We start from the raw sequence: 23375 nt of genomic DNA on the forward strand, positions 1-23375 counted from the left end.
TTATAGCTTAATCAAAAGTGGTTTAGACGCTTGAAGCGTGCCTCAAGATATTCCAGTTTAATTTTAGCTTTATCAAGCTCACCGAAGCGTGCTTGCGCTTCTCGTTGCCCGACTATGGTGCGTGATTCTTCGCTCAAGTATTCAGTGATATTCTGGTTGATGCCGGTAAATAATTGCTTGCACCAGATTGAACAGCTACGCAGGTGCCAGTTAACCAACTGGGTGGCGATAGGGCCGATCCAGTGCGACAATTCGTATTCCCAATCTAGCTCTAGGTCTTGTAGCACAGTGACTAAGTTTAGTAGTACTGAGCTATCGCCTTCGATTTTCACTTCGGAGCTATGTAGTACAGCAGTTTTATTATGGCTTAGTGCTAGATGCAACCAACTTGACGCTGGTGCATGCATAGTACAGTCGGCTTTAGTGGTCCAATCACTACTAAGCAGTAAACCTTTATCTACTAACAAGATAAACAGCCGTAAGGTTGGACTTATGCAGTTGACGGCAATGATTTTACCGTTCAGGTGCGCTAGCCTTGTCCATACGGTGCTATCTAGACTTAATATACGGTTTAGGCCGTACTCAACCATGGTGAGACAGTCTACAAACAACATTAGGGTTTGATGCCGCGGTGCAGGGCAACAATGCCTGAGGTTATGTTGTGGTAGCTCGCACGGTAAAAACCAGCTTTTACTATCATTAATTTCAGGGTTTCTTGATCGGGGTGCATACGGATTGATTCTGTCAGGTAGCGGTAGCTATCGGCATCATTAGTGATCATCTTGCCTAGCAACGGTATTAAGGTAAACGAGTAAGTGTTGTATACCTTAGCAATGAGTGCGTTGGTTGGCTTAGAGAAGTCCAATACCAAAAGACGTCCACCAGGTTTGAGTACGCGCAGCATAGAGCGGATCGCATCCTCTTTATGAGTGACGTTACGTAGGCCAAAAGCAATGGTTACGCAATCAAAGTAGTTGTCCAGAAACGGTAGTTTCTCGGCATCAGCCTGAATAAATTTAATATTGCCAGACACGCCTTTATCTAACAAGCGATCACGGCCAATTCTAAGCATAGAGCTGTTGATATCCACTAGCGCTACCTGGCCAGTAGGGCCAACTAGTCTGGAAAACTTAGCCGCCAAATCACCCGTACCGCCGGCTATGTCGAGTACGCGATTGCCTGTGCGTACACCAGATAGCTCAATAGTAAATCGCTTCCATAAGCGATGCATACCGCCAGAAAGGACATCGTTCATTAGGTCGTACTTAGCTGCAACAGAGTTGAACACCTTGGCAACATTTGCCGCTTTCTGGCTTTCTGGGACGCTCTTGAAACCAAAGTGAGTGGCTGGTTCAACACAGCTACTGCTTTTATATTGATCATCCATAATCGCTATTACCAAGAGATAATGCAAAATATGATAACCTCTAAGGTTTGCTTTGTCGTGATAAAACTAAATAAAAACTTCATCAAGACTTTTTGTCGCATATTAGGTATTTTAAGCCATTAGAAATAGAAGTTCTTGTAATAATTAATATTACTTTTGAATGTGCACATCTTTTTAAATGTGGATTGATCGAGGCTCAAAGTTAGTGCACAAACTCAATGGCCAGTATAACCTTGAGGTATTCTAGTCTAGCGATACCCTAAACTTTAAAGTGCTCCTGTGCTAAGGGAGCAGCAGCATTAAAAGTATTCTTAGGATGAAGATCCTAGTCTTTATACTACTATTCTAAGTTCTAGTTCGTAATTTTTACGGTGTGCCTTTTGACCTAAATTATAGTAAAGTTTTTTAAAGAAAAAAGATTAATATTCAGACCGTTATCTTGCGTAACCTTAAAGCCTGACAATTATAAAATCTAAAATAGAAGAACTTAGTGTATATGCTAAGACTGGTAGTGAAGATAGCGAGCATCTAAGATAGTTGTTTAAGACTAGTCAATGTGTTTAAATGAAACTAAATGCTGTAGTTAAAAATTTTTCTGCTCACAGTTAGGTTTTTCAAGTAAATAATCATGTTTAAAGCATGAAAAGTTTAAAAGAAGTTTAATTGAATTAAGTTTAAAAAACTTTAAAGAGCTGCTTGTAAATGTTGTACATTAAATCGATATTCTATTGAATACATCATGTGTAGGACTCTTGTGACTACATAATCAGTATAGAAACTCTCAGAGAGTATATGCTATATATAGGTATTTAGAAAACACTTAGGATGTTTATTGGGCACTTTATTCAGACCGTAGCGTTAAGTTATAAGTGTAAAGTTCAGGTTCTAATATACTATCTTTATAGCTTTGTCTTTACGGTCTACAACTGTTAGGAAAACAACTGACAATGAACGTACGCAGTGGAGGTCACTAGGACTATTATTGGCTGCCTCTAATTTTGCTCCTGTAATCTTATTACTGATAAAGCGCACTCAAAATACGGCCTTGTACTTTTATTTTATTTATTTACATACTACCTTGTAGGTTTACCTACGCTAGGTGTTAGTGTGCTTAGTACAGTTTATTTTTTACATGAGTGTTGCATTGGCTAGTCTAGCCAGTTGAGTAGCGATGTTATTTTTAAATACGCTAACCTGTCGTACTATAATAGAATATTCTTCAGCGTGATTTCCAATCATACAACTCTTTAGGTAATTATATCTAGTGACAGCTGTTATGTAAAGCAATAACAGCTGTACGATTGGTATTATCCAAGTCAGTGATATTGTGATCTGCTATATCATAGTTTAGTAATGATCGTTATTGCCGGTAATACTCAAAGAGGCGTTTTGTTAGCGATCTTTAGCATAGTTTCCAGATTACTGTTATGGAGCAGCAAGTGTTCCACTATTTGGCTAATGCGATAGCAGCACAAACGATGTAGTCATGTTGCTTTCCGTATGATTTTTGCAATACTCGAAGAGTATAAAAGTGTTAACGGTAGTTTAGCAAAATCGACAAGAGTTTAGTTGTGGTACAAATGCGACGCACTTTTATGAGTCTCACCATTCACCTTGGTGACTCCAAGAAAAACTTCTTACCAAGATCTATGATTGTTTTGCTATGTTAATATATTGACATAGTAGTCAGTATAGTGGTTATACATAGCATAATAAATGACTTAATAAAAAAACTAATATAGGCGTGATCTTGTAATAATTAGTAGTCGATTACGAATGGCGAGTAGTATTTATCAGACTAACAGAGTTGGCCAGTTCACGTATTTTGTTACGCTTGCACAAAAAATACATGCCTTTAGCGTTGATGTAACAATAGGTTGCTAAAGCCTACCCTAGTCAGCTGTTTTTGCGCTATAGCTAGCTGTTTACGGTTGTTAAATGGTCCGACCAATACTCGATACCAGGTTATATTTTTAACTATGGTAGATTCCACCGTCACTACTTGACCTAGCAGGATGATTTGTGCACGTACGCGATCTGCATCTGCTTGTTTCGGGAATGAGCCAACCTGTAGGAAGAATTTGGTTACTGGTGCTGTCTTAGTAGACGCCACTACTGGTAATGGCAGTTCCGTGATCGCTGCCAAAGCAGTGGGTGCCTGTGTAGTGTCAACTGTTTCTGCTTTGGCTAATATTACTGGTGTAGTAGATATTTGCGGTGTAGGCAGTATTTTTTCCGGCACAGCGTTAGTTGGCCCGACTACTTCTGATTCTGGTAGTAACGTATAAAAGTCGTACTTTGATTTTATTAGTGCTATCTTGTTAGATTCTGGGATTTGCTGTTCTTGCTTGATTCGTTTGACAGTATCGCCTTTGCCTGGCTCTAACTTCATCAGGATTACTATAAATATGCTAACCGTCAGGCCGGTAGCCATCCATAGCCAGTTTGAAATAGGTTTTTTCGCTAATACTTGATAGCGGCTTGCGCCGCTCTTGGCTGCAGTTTTTGTCTTGATAGCCAACTTACATACGCTCCAGAGTTTCCAGGCCTAACAGTTTTAAGCCCTGCTTGAGGGTTCGTCCTGCCAGTGCAGAGAGGCATAAGCGACTTTGTTTTTGTGCTTTGTCGTCGGCAGTAAGAATTGGGCAATGTTCGTAGAAGGTAGAGAATAGGCTAGCAACTTCGTACAAATAAGCGCAAAGGATATGCGGTATGCCTTTTTTGCCGACTCTGTTTAATACTTCGCTGAATTTTGCTAACGTTTCTGCTAGTTTCTGTTCGTGCTGGTTATTTAGTACGATTTGGCCTTTAATTTCACTGAAATCCTTGCCTATCTTGCGGAATATGCTAGCTATACGGATATAAGCGTACAGCATGTAAGGTGCAGTGTTACCTTCGAAGTTGAGCATCAACTCGAAGTTAAAGTTGTAGTCGCTAGTTCGATTTTTTGACAGATCAGCATATTTGACTGCGCTAATGCCTACCACTCTAGCGATATGCCGCAGGTCAACCTCCGCAAGTTCAGGACTCTTTTTTTTCACTAGGTTATAGGCTTGTTCTTGGGCCTCATTCAACAAGTCGATCAGTTTTACGGTATCACCATCACGGGTCTTGAATGGGCGTCCATCAGCACCGTTGATGGTACCTATAGCCATGTGCTCCATATGCATTGGGTGGGCAACAAAGCCTGCACGCCTGGCTACTTCAAATACTTGCTGGAAATGCAGAGTCTGGCGCTGGTCAACGAAATATAGAGCACGGTCAGCTTTCAGCACGCTACTGCGGTAGCGCACAGCTGCTAGATCTGTAGTAGCGTAGAGATAGCCGCCATCAGCTTTTACGATAATCACTGGAAGCAGCTTACCGTCTGCAGTCTTGAATGTTTCAAGAAATACACATTGCGCACCGTTGCTTTCAACTAGTAAACCCTTAGTTTTAAGGTCATTGACCACTTTAGTTAGGTCATGGTTGTAAGCGCTTTCACCCATTACGTCAGCTGTAGTCAGATTCACGTTAAGTAGCTCGTATATTTCCTGGCAGTGAGACAGCGAAATCTCATGAAAATGATTCCACAGCTCTAGACATTTCTTATCACCGGCTTGTAACTTAACTACTAGATTGCGGGCACGTTCGGCAAACTCTTTGGATTCATCGAAGCGCTTTTTCGCGGCACAGTAGAAGTTTTCTAGGTCCGCTAGCTCGTTTCTGGTAATTGGGTGATCCTGTAAGTAAGCCATCAACATACCGAACTGTGTGCCCCAGTCGCCAACATGGTTTTGACGAATGACGGTGTCTCCAAGGAATTCGAGCACCCTAGCTACACCGTCACCAATGATAGTTGAACGCAAGTGACCAACGTGCATTTCTTTTGCTAGGTTAGGAGCTGACAAGTCAATTACTACACGATCGAGTGTACCGGTCTTACGCACACCAATTTTAGCGTCAGCTAATGCTATGTCCAAGCGTGATGCTAGAGCTTGGTTATTCTGGAAGAAGTTTATAAATCCGATACCGGCTATCTTAATTTTCGTGATACGCTCATCAGCATGCAAAGCAGCTATAATTTTTTCTGCTAGTTCTTGCGGCTTCATGCCTGCTGACTTTGCTAGCGTCATCGCGATATTACTGGCAAAGTCACCATAAGTTTTGTTACTAGTGTTTTGCACTTGGATCGTTGGGGATAAGTCTTGAGGCAACACACCTTCCTGGACTAGTTGTGTCAGGGCTTGTTGGATCAGCTGACGAATAGTGTCTTTCATGATGTTCTCTTTCGACTGCAAGCGGCAGCGCGCAACGTACAAGTGATCAAACCTAGGTTTTATCCGTGTTGAATGGAATACAGCCAACTGTTCAAAGTATATGCTAACCCAGCTGGTTTTATCTAAGGCAAGGCTGTTTCTACTATTGAATAGTATTAATATTTCACATGTAGTATCTAGCGTGCTGTAATAGTGATCGCGCTATTAGTATAAATCTATTGGGTCAACATCCAGTGACCATCGCACCTTCCGGCTGCCAGGTATTTGCTCCAAGGTGATTAACCAGCTATTTAATAATTTATGCAGTGGTGCGCGAGACATTGCTTGTAAAAGTAGTTGGGCGCGATAACGTCCAGCACGGCGTTCCATGGGTGCGGGTACTGGGCCAAGCAATTCAATACTAGTTAGATTTAGTTTACTAAGCAAATATTCAGCAGTGCTGTACGCCTTATCTAGAAAATTTTCAGCTTGCCCAGGTTTATGAGCTTCTGCGCGCAGCAGTGCTAAGTGTGTAAACGGTGGTAAATTTGCAGAACAGCGTTCTTTCAACATCTGCTTAGCAAAGGCCAAGTATCCTTTTTCTGTTAGCTGAATCAGCAATGGATGATTGACAAAGTGTGTTTGGATAATAACCTTGCTTGGCTCATTAGCACGTCCTGCGCGACCTGCAACCTGCATGATTAATTGTGCCATATGCTCGCTACCGCGGAAGTCACTAGAGAACAGACCACTATCGGCATCTAGAATTGACACCAGCGTGACTAGTGGGAAATGATGCCCTTTAGAGAGCATCTGAGTGCCTAATAGAATGCACGCCTGGTTTTTCTGAATGGTTGCGAGCAGTTTGTTCATTGCGTCTTTGCGTGCAGTACTGTCTTGGTCAACTCGTAATACTGGATAAGCAGGGAATAGAATTTCTAAATGCTCTTCAGCACGTTCAGTACCAGCACCAACTGGGTGTAAATCTACTATGCCGCATTGTTTGCAGTGGTGCGGCATCTGCTCTGCGTAACCGCAATGGTGACAGCGCAACTCGCTGTAGCGTTGGTGCACGGTCATACGCGCATCGCAGCGTAAGCATTCAGACATCCAGCCGCAGTTATAGCATAGCAGTGTCGGTGCAAAGCCACGTCGATTAAGAAATACCAATACTTGCTGGCCAATTGCCAGGGTTTGGCCGATAGCTTGTTGCATAGGTTTAGAAATGCCGCTATTTAGTTGGTAGCTTTTTATGTCTAAGCGTATAAATCGTGGCTGCTTGGCGTTTCCAGCGCGCTCGTTTAGGTGTATTAGCCCATAACGGCCTTTATATGCGTTATGTAGGCTTTCTAGTGATGGTGTAGCTGAGCCTAGCACAATCGGTATGCCTTCTTGGCGCGCACGTACTAACGCTAGATCACGGGCGTGATAGCGTACGCCTTCTTGCTGCTTATAGGAGCTGTCATGTTCTTCGTCGATAATAATCAATCCTGGATTTTGCATTGGTGTGAACAAAGCAGAGCGGGTGCCGATAATAATGTCAACCCTGCCATCTCGTGCCGCTAACCATGACTTCAAGCGTTCGCGATTGTTGACTGCAGAGTGCATTAGAGCGATGTATGCATGGAAACGTTGTTTAAAACGCGCTATGGTTTGTGGGCCTAGATTAATTTCTGGGATTAACACTAGCGCCTGCTTGCCAGATTGCAGGGTTTCGTGGATCAGCTGCAAATATACTTCAGTCTTGCCGCTGCCTGTGACGCCCGCTATCAAGAAAGCGTGAAAGCTATCAAAGCTAGCGCGAATAGCTTTATATGCAGCGCTTTGCTCAGAGTTTAGCGGTAATTCAGGTTGAGCTAACCAATGACTGTGTCGTTGGCTTGTATTGTGTTTACGGATTTCTACTTGTACCAAGCCTTTAGCTAGTAGCAGATTAAGACTGGCCCTACTTAGTAGTAGTTTGCTTAACAGTTGGTTAGCTATGCCGTGAGGGTGTTTGGCTATTATGGCTAAGGTTTCACGTTGTCGTGGCGCATAGGTGAGGCGCGGGTCATCGAGACGCACGCCGGGGGCCATTGACCAGAAGCGCTCTTGTCTGTCTTCAGCTAGCTCACCTTGACGCAGTAGCGCTGGTAGCGCCAAGCTTAAGGTATCGCCTATGCTATGCTGGTAATACTGGGCGGCCCATAGGCATAGTTTCAATAATGATGGTGGCAGCAGTGGCGTGACGTCGAGAATAGCTAAAGCTGACTTGAGTTTTTCTACGGGGACTGTGCTGTGGTCGGTGACTTCAATAACAATACCAATTGTTTTCCGATGGCCAAACGGTACGCGTACGCGTACGCCAGACTGTAACTGTGCCAGTGGTACATCAGCTGGTGCTCGGTAGTCAAAGAGGTTGCGTAGTGGCGAAAGCAGGGCTAAGCGCAAAATAGCGTCAGGCACGCGTGGCTCATAATTTAAAATAGGCGTTTGTGCAATGATCAGAGTCTGACATATTTATGCTGTAGTTTATATGAAATATAATAGCTTTTATATGTGTAAATAATGAAAAGTACCGCTAATTCGTTAAAAAATATTTAGCTAGAATTCGCTATGCTAGTTATGTGTATAATGCTACTTTTATTTATTAAAAATCATGTCTAATAACAATGTGGCTTTCTAAGAAATTTATCATGAAAACTAATATCCATCCAGCTTATGAAATTATCGAAGTCACCTGTAGTTGTGGTAATAAATTCGAAACTCGTTCGAATCTGTGCAAACCATTAAGTACTGATGTATGCAACGAGTGTCACCCATTTTACACTGGCAAGCAAAAAATTCTGAACACTGGTGGCCGTATACAACGTTTTGCGGATCGTTTTGGTGCTTTTGGTAAGACGCCCTATGTTGTTCTAGCAGAGTAGAACTAAAAGCCATATGGATCTTTGTTAGATACTAAAACAGAAGCACCTAATAAACGTTATTTATATTTGCAATTTGGTATGGCTCCGTTTAAATTAACTGTAATGAAAAACTACAAACAATTTATTAAATTGCCCGTGAACAGCCAATTAATGTATCGTATAGTTTTTTAGCTAAAAGTCGTAGTTAAAAGCCGTTAGCTCCTTGCTCTGTAAGGCGCTTGCAGAGCGTAGCACTTGCTCGCGTATTCTCGGCAATTCGTAGATCAACAGTAAAAGCGGAATGCCTATTATGTCTGATTTAAAAACTGCTGCTCTTGAGTATCATGCTTTGCCTCGTCCAGGAAAGCTATGTATAGGGCTCACTAAAGCAACTACAACCGCTCGCGATCTATCGTTGGCTTATAGTCCTGGTGTTGCTGAGCCAGTACTTGAAATAGCTCGCAATCACGAGCTAGCGTATAAATACACTGGAAAAGGCAATTTGGTTGCAGTGATTTCCAATGGTACTGCCATTCTCGGGCTGGGCAGCCTTGGTCCTTTGCCTTCTAAACCGGTAATGGAAGGTAAAGGTGTACTGTTTAAACGCTTTGCTGGAATTGACGTTTTTGATATCGAAATTGACTCAGAAAGCCCACAGGCTTTTATTGATACCGTCAGGCGTATTTCTGTTACTTTTGGTGGTATTAACTTGGAAGATCTCAAAGCACCAGAGTGCTTTGAGATCGAAAAGGCCCTAATTGAACAGTGTGACATTCCAGTATTCCACGATGATCAGCACGGTACCGCAATAGTTACTGTAGCCGGTATAATCAACGCTCTAGAAATTGCTGGTGGCACTTTAGCTAATGCACAGATCGTTTGCCTTGGCGCTGGCGCTGCAGCCATATCCTGCATGAAGCTGCTTGTCAGCATAGGCGCCAAGTTAGAAAATATCATAATGGTCGACAGCAAAGGTGTTGTACAATCTGAGCGCACTGACCTAAATCATTACAAAGCAGCGTTTGCGCGCACTACTCACAAGCGTACTTTAGCTGACGCTCTCGACGCTGCCAACGTATTTGTTGGCCTGTCTGGCCCGAACCTGTTGAGCGCCGAAGGCCTTAAAGCTATGGCGTCTAATCCTATAGTATTTGCTTGTTCTAACCCGGATCCAGAGATCTCACCAGAACTAGTGCATGCTACCCGTAATGACGTGATTATGGCTACTGGTCGTTCAGATTATCCAAACCAGATCAATAACGTACTGTGCTTCCCGTTTATCTTCCGGGGTGCCCTAGATGTTCGCGCTAAGCATATCAACGAAGAAATGAAATTGGCTGCCGCTAACGCTTTACGTGAACTGGCTAAGCTGCCAGTTCCACAAGCAGTGTGTGATGCTTATGGTGGTATAAGTTTAGCATTCGGTCGCGAGTACATTATTCCAAAACCAATGGATAAGCGCCTGATCACCTTAATCCCCGATGCCGTAGCTAAGGCTGCCGTCGAGACCGGTGTGGCTACACTGCCGTACCCTAGGCACTACCCGCTACAAAGCGTGGATGATGTGTTTAATGGCTAAGTTATTGTTTTAGGAATTAGATTATTAATAGCTTTTGCATTTGAGCCTTGTATGTTTGTTTATAAGCGCTCCTAATTATGTATTAGGCGCTCATAAAAAATGCTGTACGAATTACGTATCGAGTCAATTCGTAGGTTACGAATACATTTTAGGTTAGTCTGAGCGTGCTAGTTTTATCCTTTAATGCTGCACCTATATAGATCATTTAAATAGACAACGCAATTTTGTTACTAGACTGAAGATGTTTAAGGCACTATTTGGTTAGTCTTAGCCAGTATAGATTGCTATCATGTAGTTAGCGTCATAGCTAGAGACACGAGAGTTTTTTGGAAGCCTTAGTAATTTTACTAATAAATATCTGCATTGTTAAATATTATATGGTGCTGTATAGCGCTATTCTTGACCGAATCCTCAGTGATTCTGTTGAGAATGTAAGTAGTGCGCTATACTTTCGGTAACTTCTGGCGCCTTATATTAGTCAGGAGCGATGGTGTTTACTGTGAGTGTTGAGGCGCCGTGTTAGCGGGTCATCTAATTACATGTAGCTGGTTTTCAATTAACTGGAAAGCACTATTACGGCTTTTATAGAGGTACCCAAAGTCATCAGCGATTTTTATCGTTGCAGTAGTGGCAGTTTGTAATAGTAGCAGTGCCAAGAGCTAACAATACGCTGAGCTTTAGGTCTAGCTGGTCAAAGCCGAAGCGCGTCATTTAATCATTGGCCTTGCTGCCTGCTCATATGCTCCAGTAAGATTGATTTATATTAAGTTAATAGGTTTATGCGGCGCTTCGCGGATACATAATCTAGCCACTGTAAGTGTAAGTATCGCTTTTCTAGCGCTAGATCTTGTCTAGGTTCGTCTATAAACGCGATCTGAGCAATTTGTCAATCAATGCTTGCAAAGCAGTACGGCGATTATCCAGATTGGTTCTGTAGATAAATGGCCTAAAATTTCAATCCAGTTTACGCTTAGCAATAGTGTTGATCATACTATTCTGTTGGTCTAATAGGTGCCTTATGGCACCCTGCGCTATAAATATCTGCTTAAATTTAGACTGTCGTCTTTCTGGCGTTGTATTCTGATCAAATTGTTAACGTGGACCACATCTAAGAGTTGCTTAGGTATTAGGCTTATTCTGTTATTGTTTCAGAATGAAAGTATCCACTTTCATTGATATTTTATGATATGTAGTCTTCATTGTTACTTGGTGTCCGAGTGCTTGTATGCCATATTTTTATCTTGGTGATGACGGTTAACTGTAGGCCGGACTGATCTAGCGCTATTTGTTTAGTTCAGTGGTGTATGCGCGTTAGCTGACCTAGTTTTAGATATACTAGCCACAACATTGGTTATAATTTCACTAAACTTTTACATATCTAGTGATTAGTAAGTTCCAGTGAACTACTTAAAAAATCGTAGTTACGTAGAAATTTTTAGTGCAAGCTGCTGCTTGCTGACGTTCAAAGCGTAAAGCCAAATAAATTTCTGTAGATTTACGTAAAATATTACTACTTGCTAGTACGGAAATAGTTCTTCATCATTTGCGTGATGGTAGAGCTATCGTTTGATTAAATATTTTAGCTTTTACGAATCAAGTATTGATACGAATAATATCATCATGGTTAATACTGTTGTAGTTGATGTAATTATCGTTGTCAGTTGCAAGTAAAATATTTATGATATTGGGTTGATTGTTAGCTAAACAAATTATTGTATAGCGCACCTTACTATACTGCGCGATCATTTTTTCATCGCTACTGAAAACCTGTACAGTAATTTATAACAGAATACTTTCTGGTGCCCCTAAGACAAGTAAATCAGAACTAAAATAAAGTAGGTCTTGCTGAGTAAGATTGCTATCCTGGCATGCAATCTCAGTAATTAAGCATCTAAATTTTGCGACAAGTGGATGACCATGCTAGTGACACTAGCACTTATCAGGCTAGTGAACGTCTTAAAGGGCTGCGCCGGATATAATAGCGCAGCTATATGTCTAAATGTACTAGATAATGCTTATGGCGCGTATCGTCTAAGTGCATTTCAATTTATAACAATATTCTGGTTGTGTGCTTGAGTAAGCGGTTCAAATATTGTTGTTAGCCACATAGGCGATTGTCGTATAAAAACATTGTAGCCAAAAGTGCTAAACCAGCAGATCAATCTATATAACCTATCGTTTGTTTATATTAGTTTAATGACTAGCAGGTCAGACTTAAGCGTTTTCTTTAATTGCTAAGAACCTGCTGCTAGACCTCGGTCTGACTGCTATGGAAGGGATCAATAATAGCAAAATATATTTTATAGCTCAAGGTAAAGATATCAAAGACAAGCCAGCAAGTATCCTGAATAGCACGAACATTGCTCATTAATAATTTACTTCATACTAAGTTATATCAGTGTTATGCAAATAAGCTTGGTTTTTTGATAACATCTATTCCTTAATTTACGCTAGATCGTTAGATTATTATACAAGTCAAACTTACTAAATAGGCGCTTGACTATCTGAGCGAGCTCAATAGCATGTTTTCAATTAAGAAAAAATTAAATTAACGCAAAAGAGTTAATTTAACGATAGCCTAAATAATATTTAGCAAGGTTTTTTAAAGCGCAAGAAAGTCACAAATAAATTATCATTTTTAGATATTGTACCGTATCTGTACTATCTTTGTATACATGATGTTCTGACGGAAAGAATATTTAATCTGACTACGCATATGATGAGTAGTCAGTAAATCACTTTGAGTATCTGATTCTGTGCAAAATTTGATTTTTGTTGGTCCCATGGGAGCTGGAAAAAGTACTATTGGTCGCTTGTTAGCTAAAGAGTTGCGCATGCCGTTTAAAGATTCTGATAAAGAAATTGAACTGCGTTCAGGCGCTAATGTTCCATGGATCTTTGATAAAGAAGGTGAGATTGGTTTTCGTAACCGCGAACAGGCGATGATTGCTGAACTATGTGGTTGCAATGGTGTAGTATTGGCTACTGGTGGGGGTGCAGTCATCCGCGATGAAAACCGTCGGACACTGTATATTGGTGGTCGTGTGGTGTATCTGCGTGCTTCTGTCGAGCAGCAGGTAGGCCGTACATATCGTGATTACAGCCGTCCTTTGCTGCACACGATAGATCCAGCAAGAACCATGCGAGACCTACTAGTGCAGCGTGATCCGCTATATCGAGAAATTGCTGACCTGGTGGTAGAAACTGATGAGCGGCCATTGCGTATTGTGGTTTGTGATATTCTTGAGCGTTTACAGCAATTACCGCCTCGTTAAACAGTTAGTTTTAGAATAGGCTATTTTTAGCGGTACGCTGTTCCACTGAGGAGCGCAGCGTCAAACTATCAAATTACGTTAAATTTAAAACTTGCTTATTATATATATTATTCTCATATAGCGACATATGCAGACACTTAAGGTTAATCTAGGCGAACGCAGCTACCCAATCCATATTGGCGAAGGTTTATTAGACCTGCCTGAGTTGTTTGCACCACACATTATTGGGCGGCAAGTAGCTATTGTTTCTAACAAAATAGTCGCTTCGCTGTATCTTGAGCGACTTAGTCACAGCCTTGCAGCCTATTCAGTAATTTCGGTAATCCTGCCAGATGGCGAGATTAATAAGAACTGGAAAACCATGCAACTAATTTTTGATGCTCTGCTGACTGCACGACATGACCGGTATACCACCGTAGTTGCCTTAGGCGGCGGGGTTATTGGTGATATGGCTGGCTTTGCTGCAGCTTGCTACCAGCGTGGTGTAGGCCTTATTCAGGTGCCAACGACTTTATTGTCTCAGGTTGATTCGTCGGTTGGCGGTAAGACTGGTATCAATCACCAATTAGGCAAGAACATGGTAGGAGCGTTTTATCAGCCACAAGCTGTATTAATCGATACCACGACTCTGAACACTTTACCATCGCGTGAGCTGTCAGCTGGGCTTGCAGAAGTTATCAAGTATGGTTTGATCTGTGATAAATCGTTCTTGGTTTGGCTTGAAAAATATATTGACGACATACGTGCTCTAAGCCAGGTAGCACTGACCGAAGCTATATCACGCTCTAATACTGCTAAAGCGTTCGTGGTGAATGCCGACGAACGTGAATCTGGTGTACGGGCTACTCTCAACCTGGGCCATACTTTTGGCCATGCGATTGAAACGTATATGGGCTATGGTACGTGGTTGCACGGGGAAGCTGTAGCGGTCGGCACAGTCATAGCATTAGAAATGTCCCAACGTATGGGCTGGATTAGCATTCAGGAGCGGAATTATGGTATCCACTTATTTTTGCGTGCTGGCTTACCAGTTATCCCGCCAGCAGAAATGACCGAGGCGGATTTTCTTGAACGCATGATAATAGATAAGAAAGTGATCGACGGTCGACTACGATTAGTACTGTTACGTCACATAGGCGAAGCAGTGCTGACTGATGACTATCCGAAAGAAATTTTACAGACCACATTGAGAGCTAATTACAATGCTCTGGTTCACTGTAAAAGTTAATAAGATCTAAATGATTAGCTTGCATGCCGATGAGGGGTTATTCAGTTACTACTAGTAAAGCTATGGTCATTTTGTTCTATAGGTAAGTCTAGCATTAAAATTTTTAATCACCTTTCACCTTAAAAAAAATACTTGCGAGTTAGTTTTTTTAGCGTATAGAACTTTGCTAGCCACTCTGTGGTGAGACGTTAGATGGCACTGAAGATACTGTTACGAGTAGATGAGCAGTAGATTTGTCGTAATACCTAGCATGGTCGATTATAACCTTGGTGCAAGTATGACTAGTAGTTTATATGCGTATTTAACCAAAATAATACTGTTATCGATAAAGTTAACTATTAATTAGTTGAGATCTGACAAATCAATTACAAAGCTAAAGCTATAGAATCCTGTTGGAACCATTAGCAGTACGTGCTTGAATGATTCGTTGATGGGCTGGTAGTTAATGCAGTGGTGTAACCTTACCAAAAACCTTGGGAATAGCCTGTATCTTTTTTTGACTGGCTAAGCCTAAGGCAGTTTATCAAAAAATTATTGCTTTCTAGTATTCATATAACCTGCAGCGATATATGCTTTATGTTAAATAAATTTTTATGATAGACGTATGAAGAATAACTTTTAGTTCATCTATGTCCTATATAACAATCTGAAAAAAATAGAAGAGCCAGATTTATAACCTTATGTCAAGTTGGATAAATAAGTAGTTAAGGGCAGTGATCATTGCCGCTAAGTTGGCGTACTAGACCAATACTATACTGGAGTGTGCAGTATGATGTGCCTGTAATGCCGTCTGTGCAAAGTTTCTATATTCTTACCAACGGCTTTAGCGTGGTAGTCGTCGGTTTAGTAGAGAAGTGTATCACTGATACTGTGCTTTATTGGTTAATACTAAAGCATATCTAAAGTCAAAAAAACAACTGTTAGGTACGCTTGGATTATTGGTGTGTATGCTTGGCTTGCCTTGACTGTGCTAACTTGTTTATGCGTAGTAGAATAATAAGGTAGTATTTAACAAGAATCTAGATATCAGTGTTCTGCCGCCATTTGTTATCTTAAGTTTAAGCTCTAGAAGGCCGCCCTGAGAAGCCGTCATGAACTACTTGCTGGCATGGGTATCGAGTTTTGTTTGAATACTGAAACTTAGTAAAGACATAATTATGAAAAACTGTTTATTAAATACGGTTATGTGTTCATAGGTACTATCAATCTATACATACATGAAGAGTGGTTTGCCGGTTAGAACTTGCCAGGAGTATATGATGCGCTAGAATTTCTGATCTTTAACGTTAGTCACAACATGTGTTTTAAAAAAAATTATCAGAAGTTTTCGTCGATATAAAAAATGATAATGTAGTAGTACTTAGTAGTGGAAGTACCGCAATAGAATACAGCTGTACTTCGAGCCTCTATGGCTTTAAAAGTTTCGGTGATCTGTGCTTATTACAGTGGTATAGCTAGCATGTTACGTCCACATAAAGAGTTAAGCGGCGCCAAAGAAGCTAGTATACAACCGTTAACCAATCTCCACACTTAATGAAGACTGTATTGCAGGTACAAAAGTGTTAAGGATTAGTTTTGGGGAATCGTATTCCCATGGTCGTCATAATCATGAGTCGTTCTCGTGATTATAAAGTTATCTTGTCAGGTACCGTAGATTATAACCTACAAGCTCAGTTCAAGTTAAGCCGCTGTGGTTTAAGCAGTTTTAAATCCATGTTAATATGCATCAATGCTTTGTAGCCTGTTGGTAAAGTCATTATAAATACTAGACAGTAACCGTAAAATTTTACTAGTTGCGATAGATTATATGATTTTAGTTTAGCGAGTAGCTCGATTTTCGAAAAGCGTAATACTGCCTAGAGGAGCCCTTAATTGCTTGTAGGTATGATGCTGGTTATCGAATTTGCATGTAATTAAAATATTGAAGCAGGTCGGCTTTGTTCAAAGTATTACGAAAATTTACCTAACTCTAAAAAATACTCGTACTTTTTTGCGAATGCCGATATGATTAATCTCAAGAATGACCGTTTCCTTCGTGCCTTGTTTAAGCAACCAGTAGATGTCACACCCGTATGGATGATGCGCCAAGCTGGTCGATATCTACCTGAGTATCGCGCTAGTCGTACCAATGCTGGCGATTTCATGAGTTTATGCATGAACCCGGAGTTTGCCTGCGAAGTCACGATGCAGCCGCTAGATCGTTATCCGCAATTGGATGCGGCTATCCTTTTTTCCGATATCCTTACTATCCCTGACGCTATGGGCCAAGGCCTATACTTTGAAACAGGCGAAGGCCCGCGTTTTAAGAAAGTCATTAGCACCATAGCTGACATCGAAGCCTTACCAATCCCTGATCCGCACAAGGATCTTGGTTATGTTATGAGCGCCGTTAGCACCATATGTCGCGAGCTTAACGGTCGTGTACCGCTAATTGGTTTTTCTGGTAGCCCGTGGACCTTGGCTACATATATGGTCGAAGGTAGTTCATCAAAAGACTTTCGCAAGACTAAAGCTATGCTCTACGACAATCCGCAAGCCATGCACCTACTATTAGACAAGCTTGCGCAGTCGGTTACTAGCTACCTCAACGGTCAAATTATAGCTGGTGTGCACGCAGTGCAAATTTTTGATACTTGGGGTGGCAACCTATCGGCGGCGGCATATCAGGAATTTTCTCTGGCTTATATGCGTAATATTATTAGCGGTCTAGTGCGCGAGCATGAAGGTCGCAAAGTGCCAGTGATCATGTTCACTAAAGGTAGCTTATGGCTTGAAGGCATTGCAAATGCTGGTGCCGATGCGTTAGGTTTAGACTGGACCTATGATTTAGGTGAAGCCCGCCGTCGTGTTGGCAGCCAGGTTGCCCTGCAAGGCAACATGGACCCTAGCGTGCTGTACGCTAAACCAGAGGCGATCCGCAGTGAAGTTGGTCGCATTTTAGCCAGTTACGGCAAAGGCAGCGGGCATGTGTTTAATCTTGGACATGGCATTACGCCAGAAGTGAACCCTGAGCATGCTGGTGCATTCCTGCGTGCAGTGCATGAGTTGTCTGCGCAGTATCACGAATAATATAAACTTAATAAAATACCTAGCTTATGTTTAGTTAAATTTTTATTGGTGATGTTAGTATTCTACATAACAAAGCAAGTTATGTGCAGCTTGCATTTTTCTTGACAGCGGTAATTTCGCTAGTTGTAACATCATCAACAATACATTAATCAGCAATATCACGATAAACTTTATCTATAGTCTGCCCTTCAGGCACTGCTTTGCCGTTGACATATTTTATCAAACTAGTGTTTAATCAGAGAATTAGTATAGGCTAAGCGCAATGCAAGTGCAGCAACCTCAAAGTCGCATATGCAGTGGTCTTTATGATTACCTAGAACATTAGGTGGTTATATGGTGTTAATTAAGCAATTGCTGAGTTTGAGTGCGGTACAGTAATAGTTAAGCATACCGCAATAAACAGTGCTACTGGGTAATGTAGGTAAAGATCATACTTACGGTTTTACTAAATAGTGAGGCTTTTGATGAGGTAGGCTACGCAGTAGTAAGCGACCTAGCATTCAGGTCATTAGCTAGTAATAGGTTAGAATTATACCGATACCTAGTACGTCGTTTGCTAGTGTAACCAATTGGTGTTCGGAGATAGCTGTTTCAGCTGACAAGTACTATTAGCCTAAGTTCGCATATTTAGATTTAGATTAATTTGATTTTGGGTTTTGCCCAGTAGAAGTTTGCTGCGGCTACTCTACTTGGTTCTAGAATCTGGTAGGTGATATAGAATATCAGCTATGTTTTGGCTATTAGTAGAAGAGCTGAGCTAAAGTTAGTATTATGTCTGATGTCGCCAATCTGTAGCACATAACCGCACAGCACTAGACTCTAGTGACACTAGTATTGCTATAAAATATTGATAAGGATGACTTGTGATATGTGCCATTGACTATCGTGCTTATGAAGCACTTAATTTCTAAGTGGATTTCATTAAGGCGCTTGCACAAGGTCTTGTGCGACCACAGAAGTATACTGATCAGTAGCAGCAACAGCATGAACAAGTAGCTTGGGTGCTTGGTCACGCCGTTGTATAGCTTGCTTACGTTAGAAGTCAATGGCATAGTAGTGATTTTGCTTAGACTAGGTAGTCTAAGGCGATTTTTAGCTATTTTGCGTAAGCTAATAGCGTCAGGCAGTTGCTTTTGGTTAAGTGTAGCATACCAAATTTGTTTAGTAGTGCGTTCAGTTTGCGGCTTAGGCGCTCTTATTATGTTGTCATGGGCAATTTATTAGCTCTAGTAGAGTTGTGATACAAGTTGTAGGTTCGTTGTGGTAACGTCTTTCGGTAGATGCTAGTAAGATAATTTATCTACGTATGTGTTAGTAGATTTTATTAGCTCTCACTGTTAGCTTACTTCTAACTAAGTACAAGCTGAATATTAGCAATATTATTAACTAGATTATGGCCTCCTGTGAGGCGCGTTAGTACTTGTTTCTGTTTATAAAAATCTTCTAGAGTAGCAGTCCGCTATTAAGTATATTGATTTACTTAATTAGGGATAAATCACTTTTGGTTACGGTGTCTCATTGTTGTTTGGTCTGCATATTTTCTTGGTTAGATAGTTAAGATGATCGTAGTCCTTAAGTAAACAATCATATAGCTTTAGGTTTGCTATATGCCCAGTAGCCAGCATAGGTTACTGCTAACCTGGCTCATTCTAGCGGTGCAGCGGCCTAAGCACATTTAAACTATAAGTTCGGTATTCAGCTGGTTATGTTGACTGAGTGCGAAGATTTTTCCGTTGTTTTTTGTTAGCCTTAAGAATTGAAGTGATTTTGTTTGATGCGTGTTTGGTTGCTGCTGGTTGCGGTCTTGGCATGTCTAAGCAGCGATGGTTAACCTATGTGTGTGGACTAACTTTTATAGATCACTTTGCTGAGCAGAGTGCTGCTCTAGCGGTTGCACAATTTGTGTTACTGACAAGGTAATGTGACGTTTAACTATTGGAATAATTTTAGTAGTTTTGAGCCTGACCGATTTATGTTGATTATTAGTAGTCTAGCGTGGTGCGCCTTTAAGCTGAAGCTTGGTGTTGGTTAGGTTATATTTATAACCTCATTTGCTACCGTAGTGAGTCATGATTTGCTGTAAGATAGTTTTATAGCGATTTCATGTTGGCGTTAGGTAGATTTTAGATCAAGCAGTTTATCCAGGGTTTTTTAAATAACGTCGGCTAGTTAGGGTTGGCAGCATAAACTATTCTCGCATAGAGGATCAAACCTTACAAGGTAGTGACTAAAGAAATACACAGTGGAGTCATGGATTATTTATTCAGCAATGCAAATATGGAATTATAGGTTAATTATTACGCAAGTTATAAAAAGAAGTTATTGTCTATGACAACCTCCACCAGTAAATTTAACGCCGACTTTTTCAATCTTATTCCCACACATAACCGCGACAGTCCATATTGTGTTATTCCATTCTACCTGGTCGCCAACAATAGTGGCGCCACCGACTTTCTGGGTGATAAAGCTGCTTAGTGGCATGTTTGGGTCGATGCTTTCTAGTTTGAGCCCGTACAGTGCAGAGACTGCACCCAACTGAGCATCACCTTCGAGCATAAAGTCACCAAAGAAACGTAAATCTAGACCTAATTGCGGTGCTTGACTAAACAGTTTGCCAAGGGCTTGCAGGTTTTTTTCATGGCCTAGCACGCAAAGTAAATCATTAACCTTGAGTACTGTACTACCTGATGGATGGAGCAGTTGCTGGCCACGGAATAGCGCTGCAATGCGCGTACCTTCAGGCATGTTTAGCTCACGCAGGGCAGCGCCAATGCACCATTTTTCTGCGTTTAGGCGGTAGATAAATAGTTCCCATTCGCTAGTGACATGAACTTCTAGCGCCGTGCGCGAGATAGGTGTTGGGTTTGGTGGTACGGTAACTTTCAGAAGTTTGGCTACCCATGGTAGGCTCGTACCCTGTACTAGTAGTGATACAAGCACGATAAAAAATGCTAAATTAAAGCACAGTTGTGAATGAGGTAGGCCTGCCATAAGTGGAAACACTGCTAGAATGATTGGTACCGCACCGCGTAAGCCGACCCAAGCAATGAAAACTTTTTCACGACTGTGGAAGGCTTTGAATGGCATCAGGCTAACCATCACTGATAGGGGTCTGGCAAATAGAATCATCCACAGAGCTAGGCCTAGTGCCGGCAGAGCAATTGGCAGTAAATCATGAGGCGTGACCAACAAGCCTAACACTAAAAACATGCCGATCTGCGCGAGCCAAGCCATTCCATCGAGCATATGCAAAATACCATGACGGCCGCGTACAGGACAATTACCAATTACTAGGCCGCACAGGTATACGGCTAGGAAACCACTGCCGTGCAGGGCATTAGTTATAGCGAATACCACTAGGCCGCCTGCAATGATTAAGATCGGATATAGCCCAGTAGCAAGGTTAATACGGTTCACCATCTGCAGCATTAGCCAGCCGCTGCTTAAGCCGACTATACTACCTATGCCAAATTCACAGATCAGATTAGTCAAAAGACTCCAGTGTAGGCCAGTTTGGCCGTTAGCTAGCATGTCGATCAGAGTGACGGTAAGAAATACAGCCATTGGGTCGTTGCTACCTGATTCTATTTCTAAGCTAGCGGTAACCCGTTCATTTAGACTTTTACCACCAAACATCGAAAAGACTGCAGCTGCATCGGTAGAGCCAACAATAGCGCCGATGAGTAAACCCTGGACAATATGGAGATTAAAGAGCCAAGCCGCGGCTATGCCAGTTAGGCCAGTAGTAATTAATACCCCTATGGTGGCCAGCGATAGCGCCGGCCATAGTGCTACGCGAAAACTCGCTACCCGTGTGCGTAATCCACCGTCAAGCAGGATAACTGCTAAGGCGAGATTACCAATCAGATAGGCAGCTTGGTAATTGTCGAAAACAATGCCACCACCGTCTACACCGGCGACCATGCCTACAGCTAGGATAATCACGAGAATCGGGATACCTAGGCGAGACGAAAGAGAGCTTACTAGAATACTCGCAGCTACCAGCAACGCGCCGATCAAGCATAGGCTGTTGATAGTTGTTGCATTCAAAAGCATCACTCCAAGATCTGGGAAGGCATGCGCTAACTAATCATGTAGCCTAGCGCCAGAGATTCTAATCTGTTGAATTGCTACGCTATCAAAAAGGTTTTTCTGAATTACGTAGATCCAAGTGTGTCAGTTAGAGACAAAACTGCTACGCCATCCCATTCAAATCTACTTTTAGCTAAGATAGCTGATTATTTGCCTTAATCGTATGGCTGGCACCAATCGCTAATAGCACAGATAAATCAAGAATATTCATTAGGTTATAGTATACTTCTAGTTTTACCTATGCTTGTTTTTCCGTCATGCAGGCGATTTTTAAATTATGCTTATTGATCTTAATAACCGCTGTATGGATCGTCTTTAGTGATATCCTTGTGCCTTTAATAATTGTAATATTAATTTTGCGTACTCGTTAGTATTTCGTATCTAAATTCACTACATATTTAGTGCTATGTTAGCATGTTGTTTTTATGCGTCAGATGGTGCTGTTAGTTTCTTGTGTGAAATCACAACCATGACTAGCCATAGTGGTACTTGTGTGTAAGTTTCTAGAAGTATTCGCTATGTTGCGCACAAATTTTCGACTGCGCTGGTTATCTCGTTGATGGCAGTAGTGACTTATTTGGTTTAATTGTTTTATTTGGTTAGTCCACAGGAGCTTTAGTTAGTAACGGAGTTTAGCTCTCTTTGGCAGCAGAGGCTAGCTTGGCTGGCAACAAAAACTTCAAAGCTGAACTAGCCAGTACTAATCATAATAATGATGCGTGCTAATGAATTTAATAGAGCATAACAAACAGCATGTCGTCGACGACCGCATCTTGGTATTGGCTAAGATGCATGTAAGTGTTTAACCTATTATCGGATAAATGATAATGATCAATGTCTTTTCAGTGTTCATGGAGGATTATTGTTTTGATTAAAGTGCCGCACTGGAGGGTGAAACTCTAATGTACGTATTTGATAGCACTCAAGGTATCTTAAATCACTATTAAAGAAAAAACTTTTTAACTGTAATGAAGTAGTCAATTATTTGTGCTAACCGTGTTACGCGCCATGCTACACGTAGGTATCTAGTATATTAAAATTTGACAGCATTACTACCAAAAAAACTAAACCAGTTACCAAGAAGCTGTCAGTAACCACTGAAAATTATTTGCAAGACCACTAGGATGCCCTGAAAGCCAGCATTTTTTGTATTCCAAGGCATAAGTTATCGCAACTTTTCTGGATTGCTAATTTATTATAGAAGCCAAGTATCTCTTTGGTCAAGAGGTAAGTAGCACTTTAGAGTTTGCTTGGGACTGGCTCAGTTAGCAGATCAATTATCACTCTCCTTGTAAGTTAACAAGCTGTTTAGTAGTTATCATAGCGCTTTTAGTTATTAGTATTGTTGGATTATCGCGCCGCTTTTAGGGATCAGATTAATTACTTATTACAAGTATACTGTACTGTTCTGCGAAAGCTTGTTGCTTAGCAAATCTATTAATTAAATATCATGTGTATCTTTATGGATATAATTTAAATGGTTTATAGCAGTAGTATATTTTATCTAGTATTTATGCTTATAACTATCTATACTACAAATTTGTATCTCTAGTGCGCTAGCTCTAGAGCTCGGCTTATTCGGACAGCCAGGATTTGATGATAGATGTGAGCAAAGTCGA

The 23375-nt window shown here is 41.3% G+C and carries 11 protein-coding genes; 5 read left to right on the top strand and 6 right to left on the bottom strand.

The annotated features are described in order from the left end of the window. Positions 1 to 11 precede the first annotated feature (11 nt). From C3B55_RS00795 to C3B55_RS00815, 5 genes are all read right to left on the bottom strand, one after another. Positions 12 to 614, bottom strand: coding sequence for a ubiquinone biosynthesis accessory factor UbiJ (locus C3B55_RS00795; RefSeq protein ID WP_129210604.1), 603 nt, complete (start codon positions 612 to 614; stop codon positions 12 to 14). After that, entirely contained in the window at positions 614 to 1387 is a 774-nt protein-coding gene (gene ubiE / locus C3B55_RS00800; protein ID WP_129210606.1) for a bifunctional demethylmenaquinone methyltransferase/2-methoxy-6-polyprenyl-1,4-benzoquinol methylase UbiE, read from the bottom strand. Before ubiE ends, C3B55_RS00795 begins: the two co-directional genes overlap by 1 nt. 1855 nt (positions 1388 to 3242) lie before the next feature. Next, positions 3243 to 3908, bottom strand: coding sequence for an SPOR domain-containing protein (locus tag C3B55_RS00805; RefSeq protein ID WP_129210608.1), 666 nt, complete (start codon positions 3906 to 3908; stop codon positions 3243 to 3245). A gap of 1 nt (position 3909) precedes the next feature. Continuing rightward, the gene (gene argS / locus C3B55_RS00810) at positions 3910 to 5646 is read right to left on the bottom strand and encodes an arginine--tRNA ligase (protein ID WP_129210610.1); all 1737 of its coding nucleotides are present in this window, start codon (positions 5644 to 5646) and stop codon (positions 3910 to 3912) included. A 204-nt stretch (positions 5647 to 5850) separates the two neighbouring features. Next, positions 5851 to 8070, bottom strand: coding sequence for a primosomal protein N' (locus C3B55_RS00815; RefSeq protein WP_129210612.1), 2220 nt, complete (start codon positions 8068 to 8070; stop codon positions 5851 to 5853). A gap of 230 nt (positions 8071 to 8300) precedes the next feature. Between C3B55_RS00815 and rpmE the strand changes: the two genes are divergently transcribed. The 5 genes from rpmE (at position 8301) to hemE (ending at position 17664) form a co-directional block, all read left to right on the top strand. Then, entirely contained in the window at positions 8301 to 8534 is a 234-nt protein-coding gene (gene rpmE / locus C3B55_RS00820) for a 50S ribosomal protein L31 (RefSeq protein WP_129210614.1), read from the top strand. A gap of 289 nt (positions 8535 to 8823) precedes the next feature. Beyond that, entirely contained in the window at positions 8824 to 10092 is a 1269-nt protein-coding gene (locus C3B55_RS00825) for a malic enzyme-like NAD(P)-binding protein (RefSeq protein WP_129210616.1), read from the top strand. A gap of 2756 nt (positions 10093 to 12848) precedes the next feature. Further along, positions 12849 to 13367 carry a shikimate kinase AroK gene (gene aroK, locus C3B55_RS00830; protein ID WP_129210619.1) on the top strand — a complete coding sequence of 173 codons (519 nt, stop codon included), beginning with the start codon at positions 12849 to 12851 and terminating at the stop codon, positions 13365 to 13367. Positions 13368 to 13494: 127 nt separating this feature from the next. Continuing rightward, positions 13495 to 14595, top strand: a complete 1101-nt coding sequence (gene aroB, locus C3B55_RS00835; protein ID WP_129210621.1) for a 3-dehydroquinate synthase — start codon at positions 13495 to 13497, stop codon at positions 14593 to 14595. A gap of 2004 nt (positions 14596 to 16599) precedes the next feature. Then, the gene (hemE, locus tag C3B55_RS00840; RefSeq protein WP_129210623.1) at positions 16600 to 17664 is read left to right on the top strand and encodes a uroporphyrinogen decarboxylase; all 1065 of its coding nucleotides are present in this window, start codon (positions 16600 to 16602) and stop codon (positions 17662 to 17664) included. 2319 nt (positions 17665 to 19983) lie between these two features. Here hemE and C3B55_RS00845 read toward each other — a convergent pair. Further along, positions 19984 to 21714, bottom strand: a complete 1731-nt coding sequence (locus C3B55_RS00845; protein ID WP_129210625.1) for a potassium/proton antiporter — start codon at positions 21712 to 21714, stop codon at positions 19984 to 19986. Positions 21715 to 23375 lie beyond the last annotated feature (1661 nt).

Source organism: Candidatus Pseudomonas adelgestsugas (assembly GCF_004124255.1).
Taxonomy (GTDB): domain Bacteria; phylum Pseudomonadota; class Gammaproteobacteria; order Pseudomonadales; family Pseudomonadaceae; genus Aquipseudomonas; species Aquipseudomonas adelgestsugas.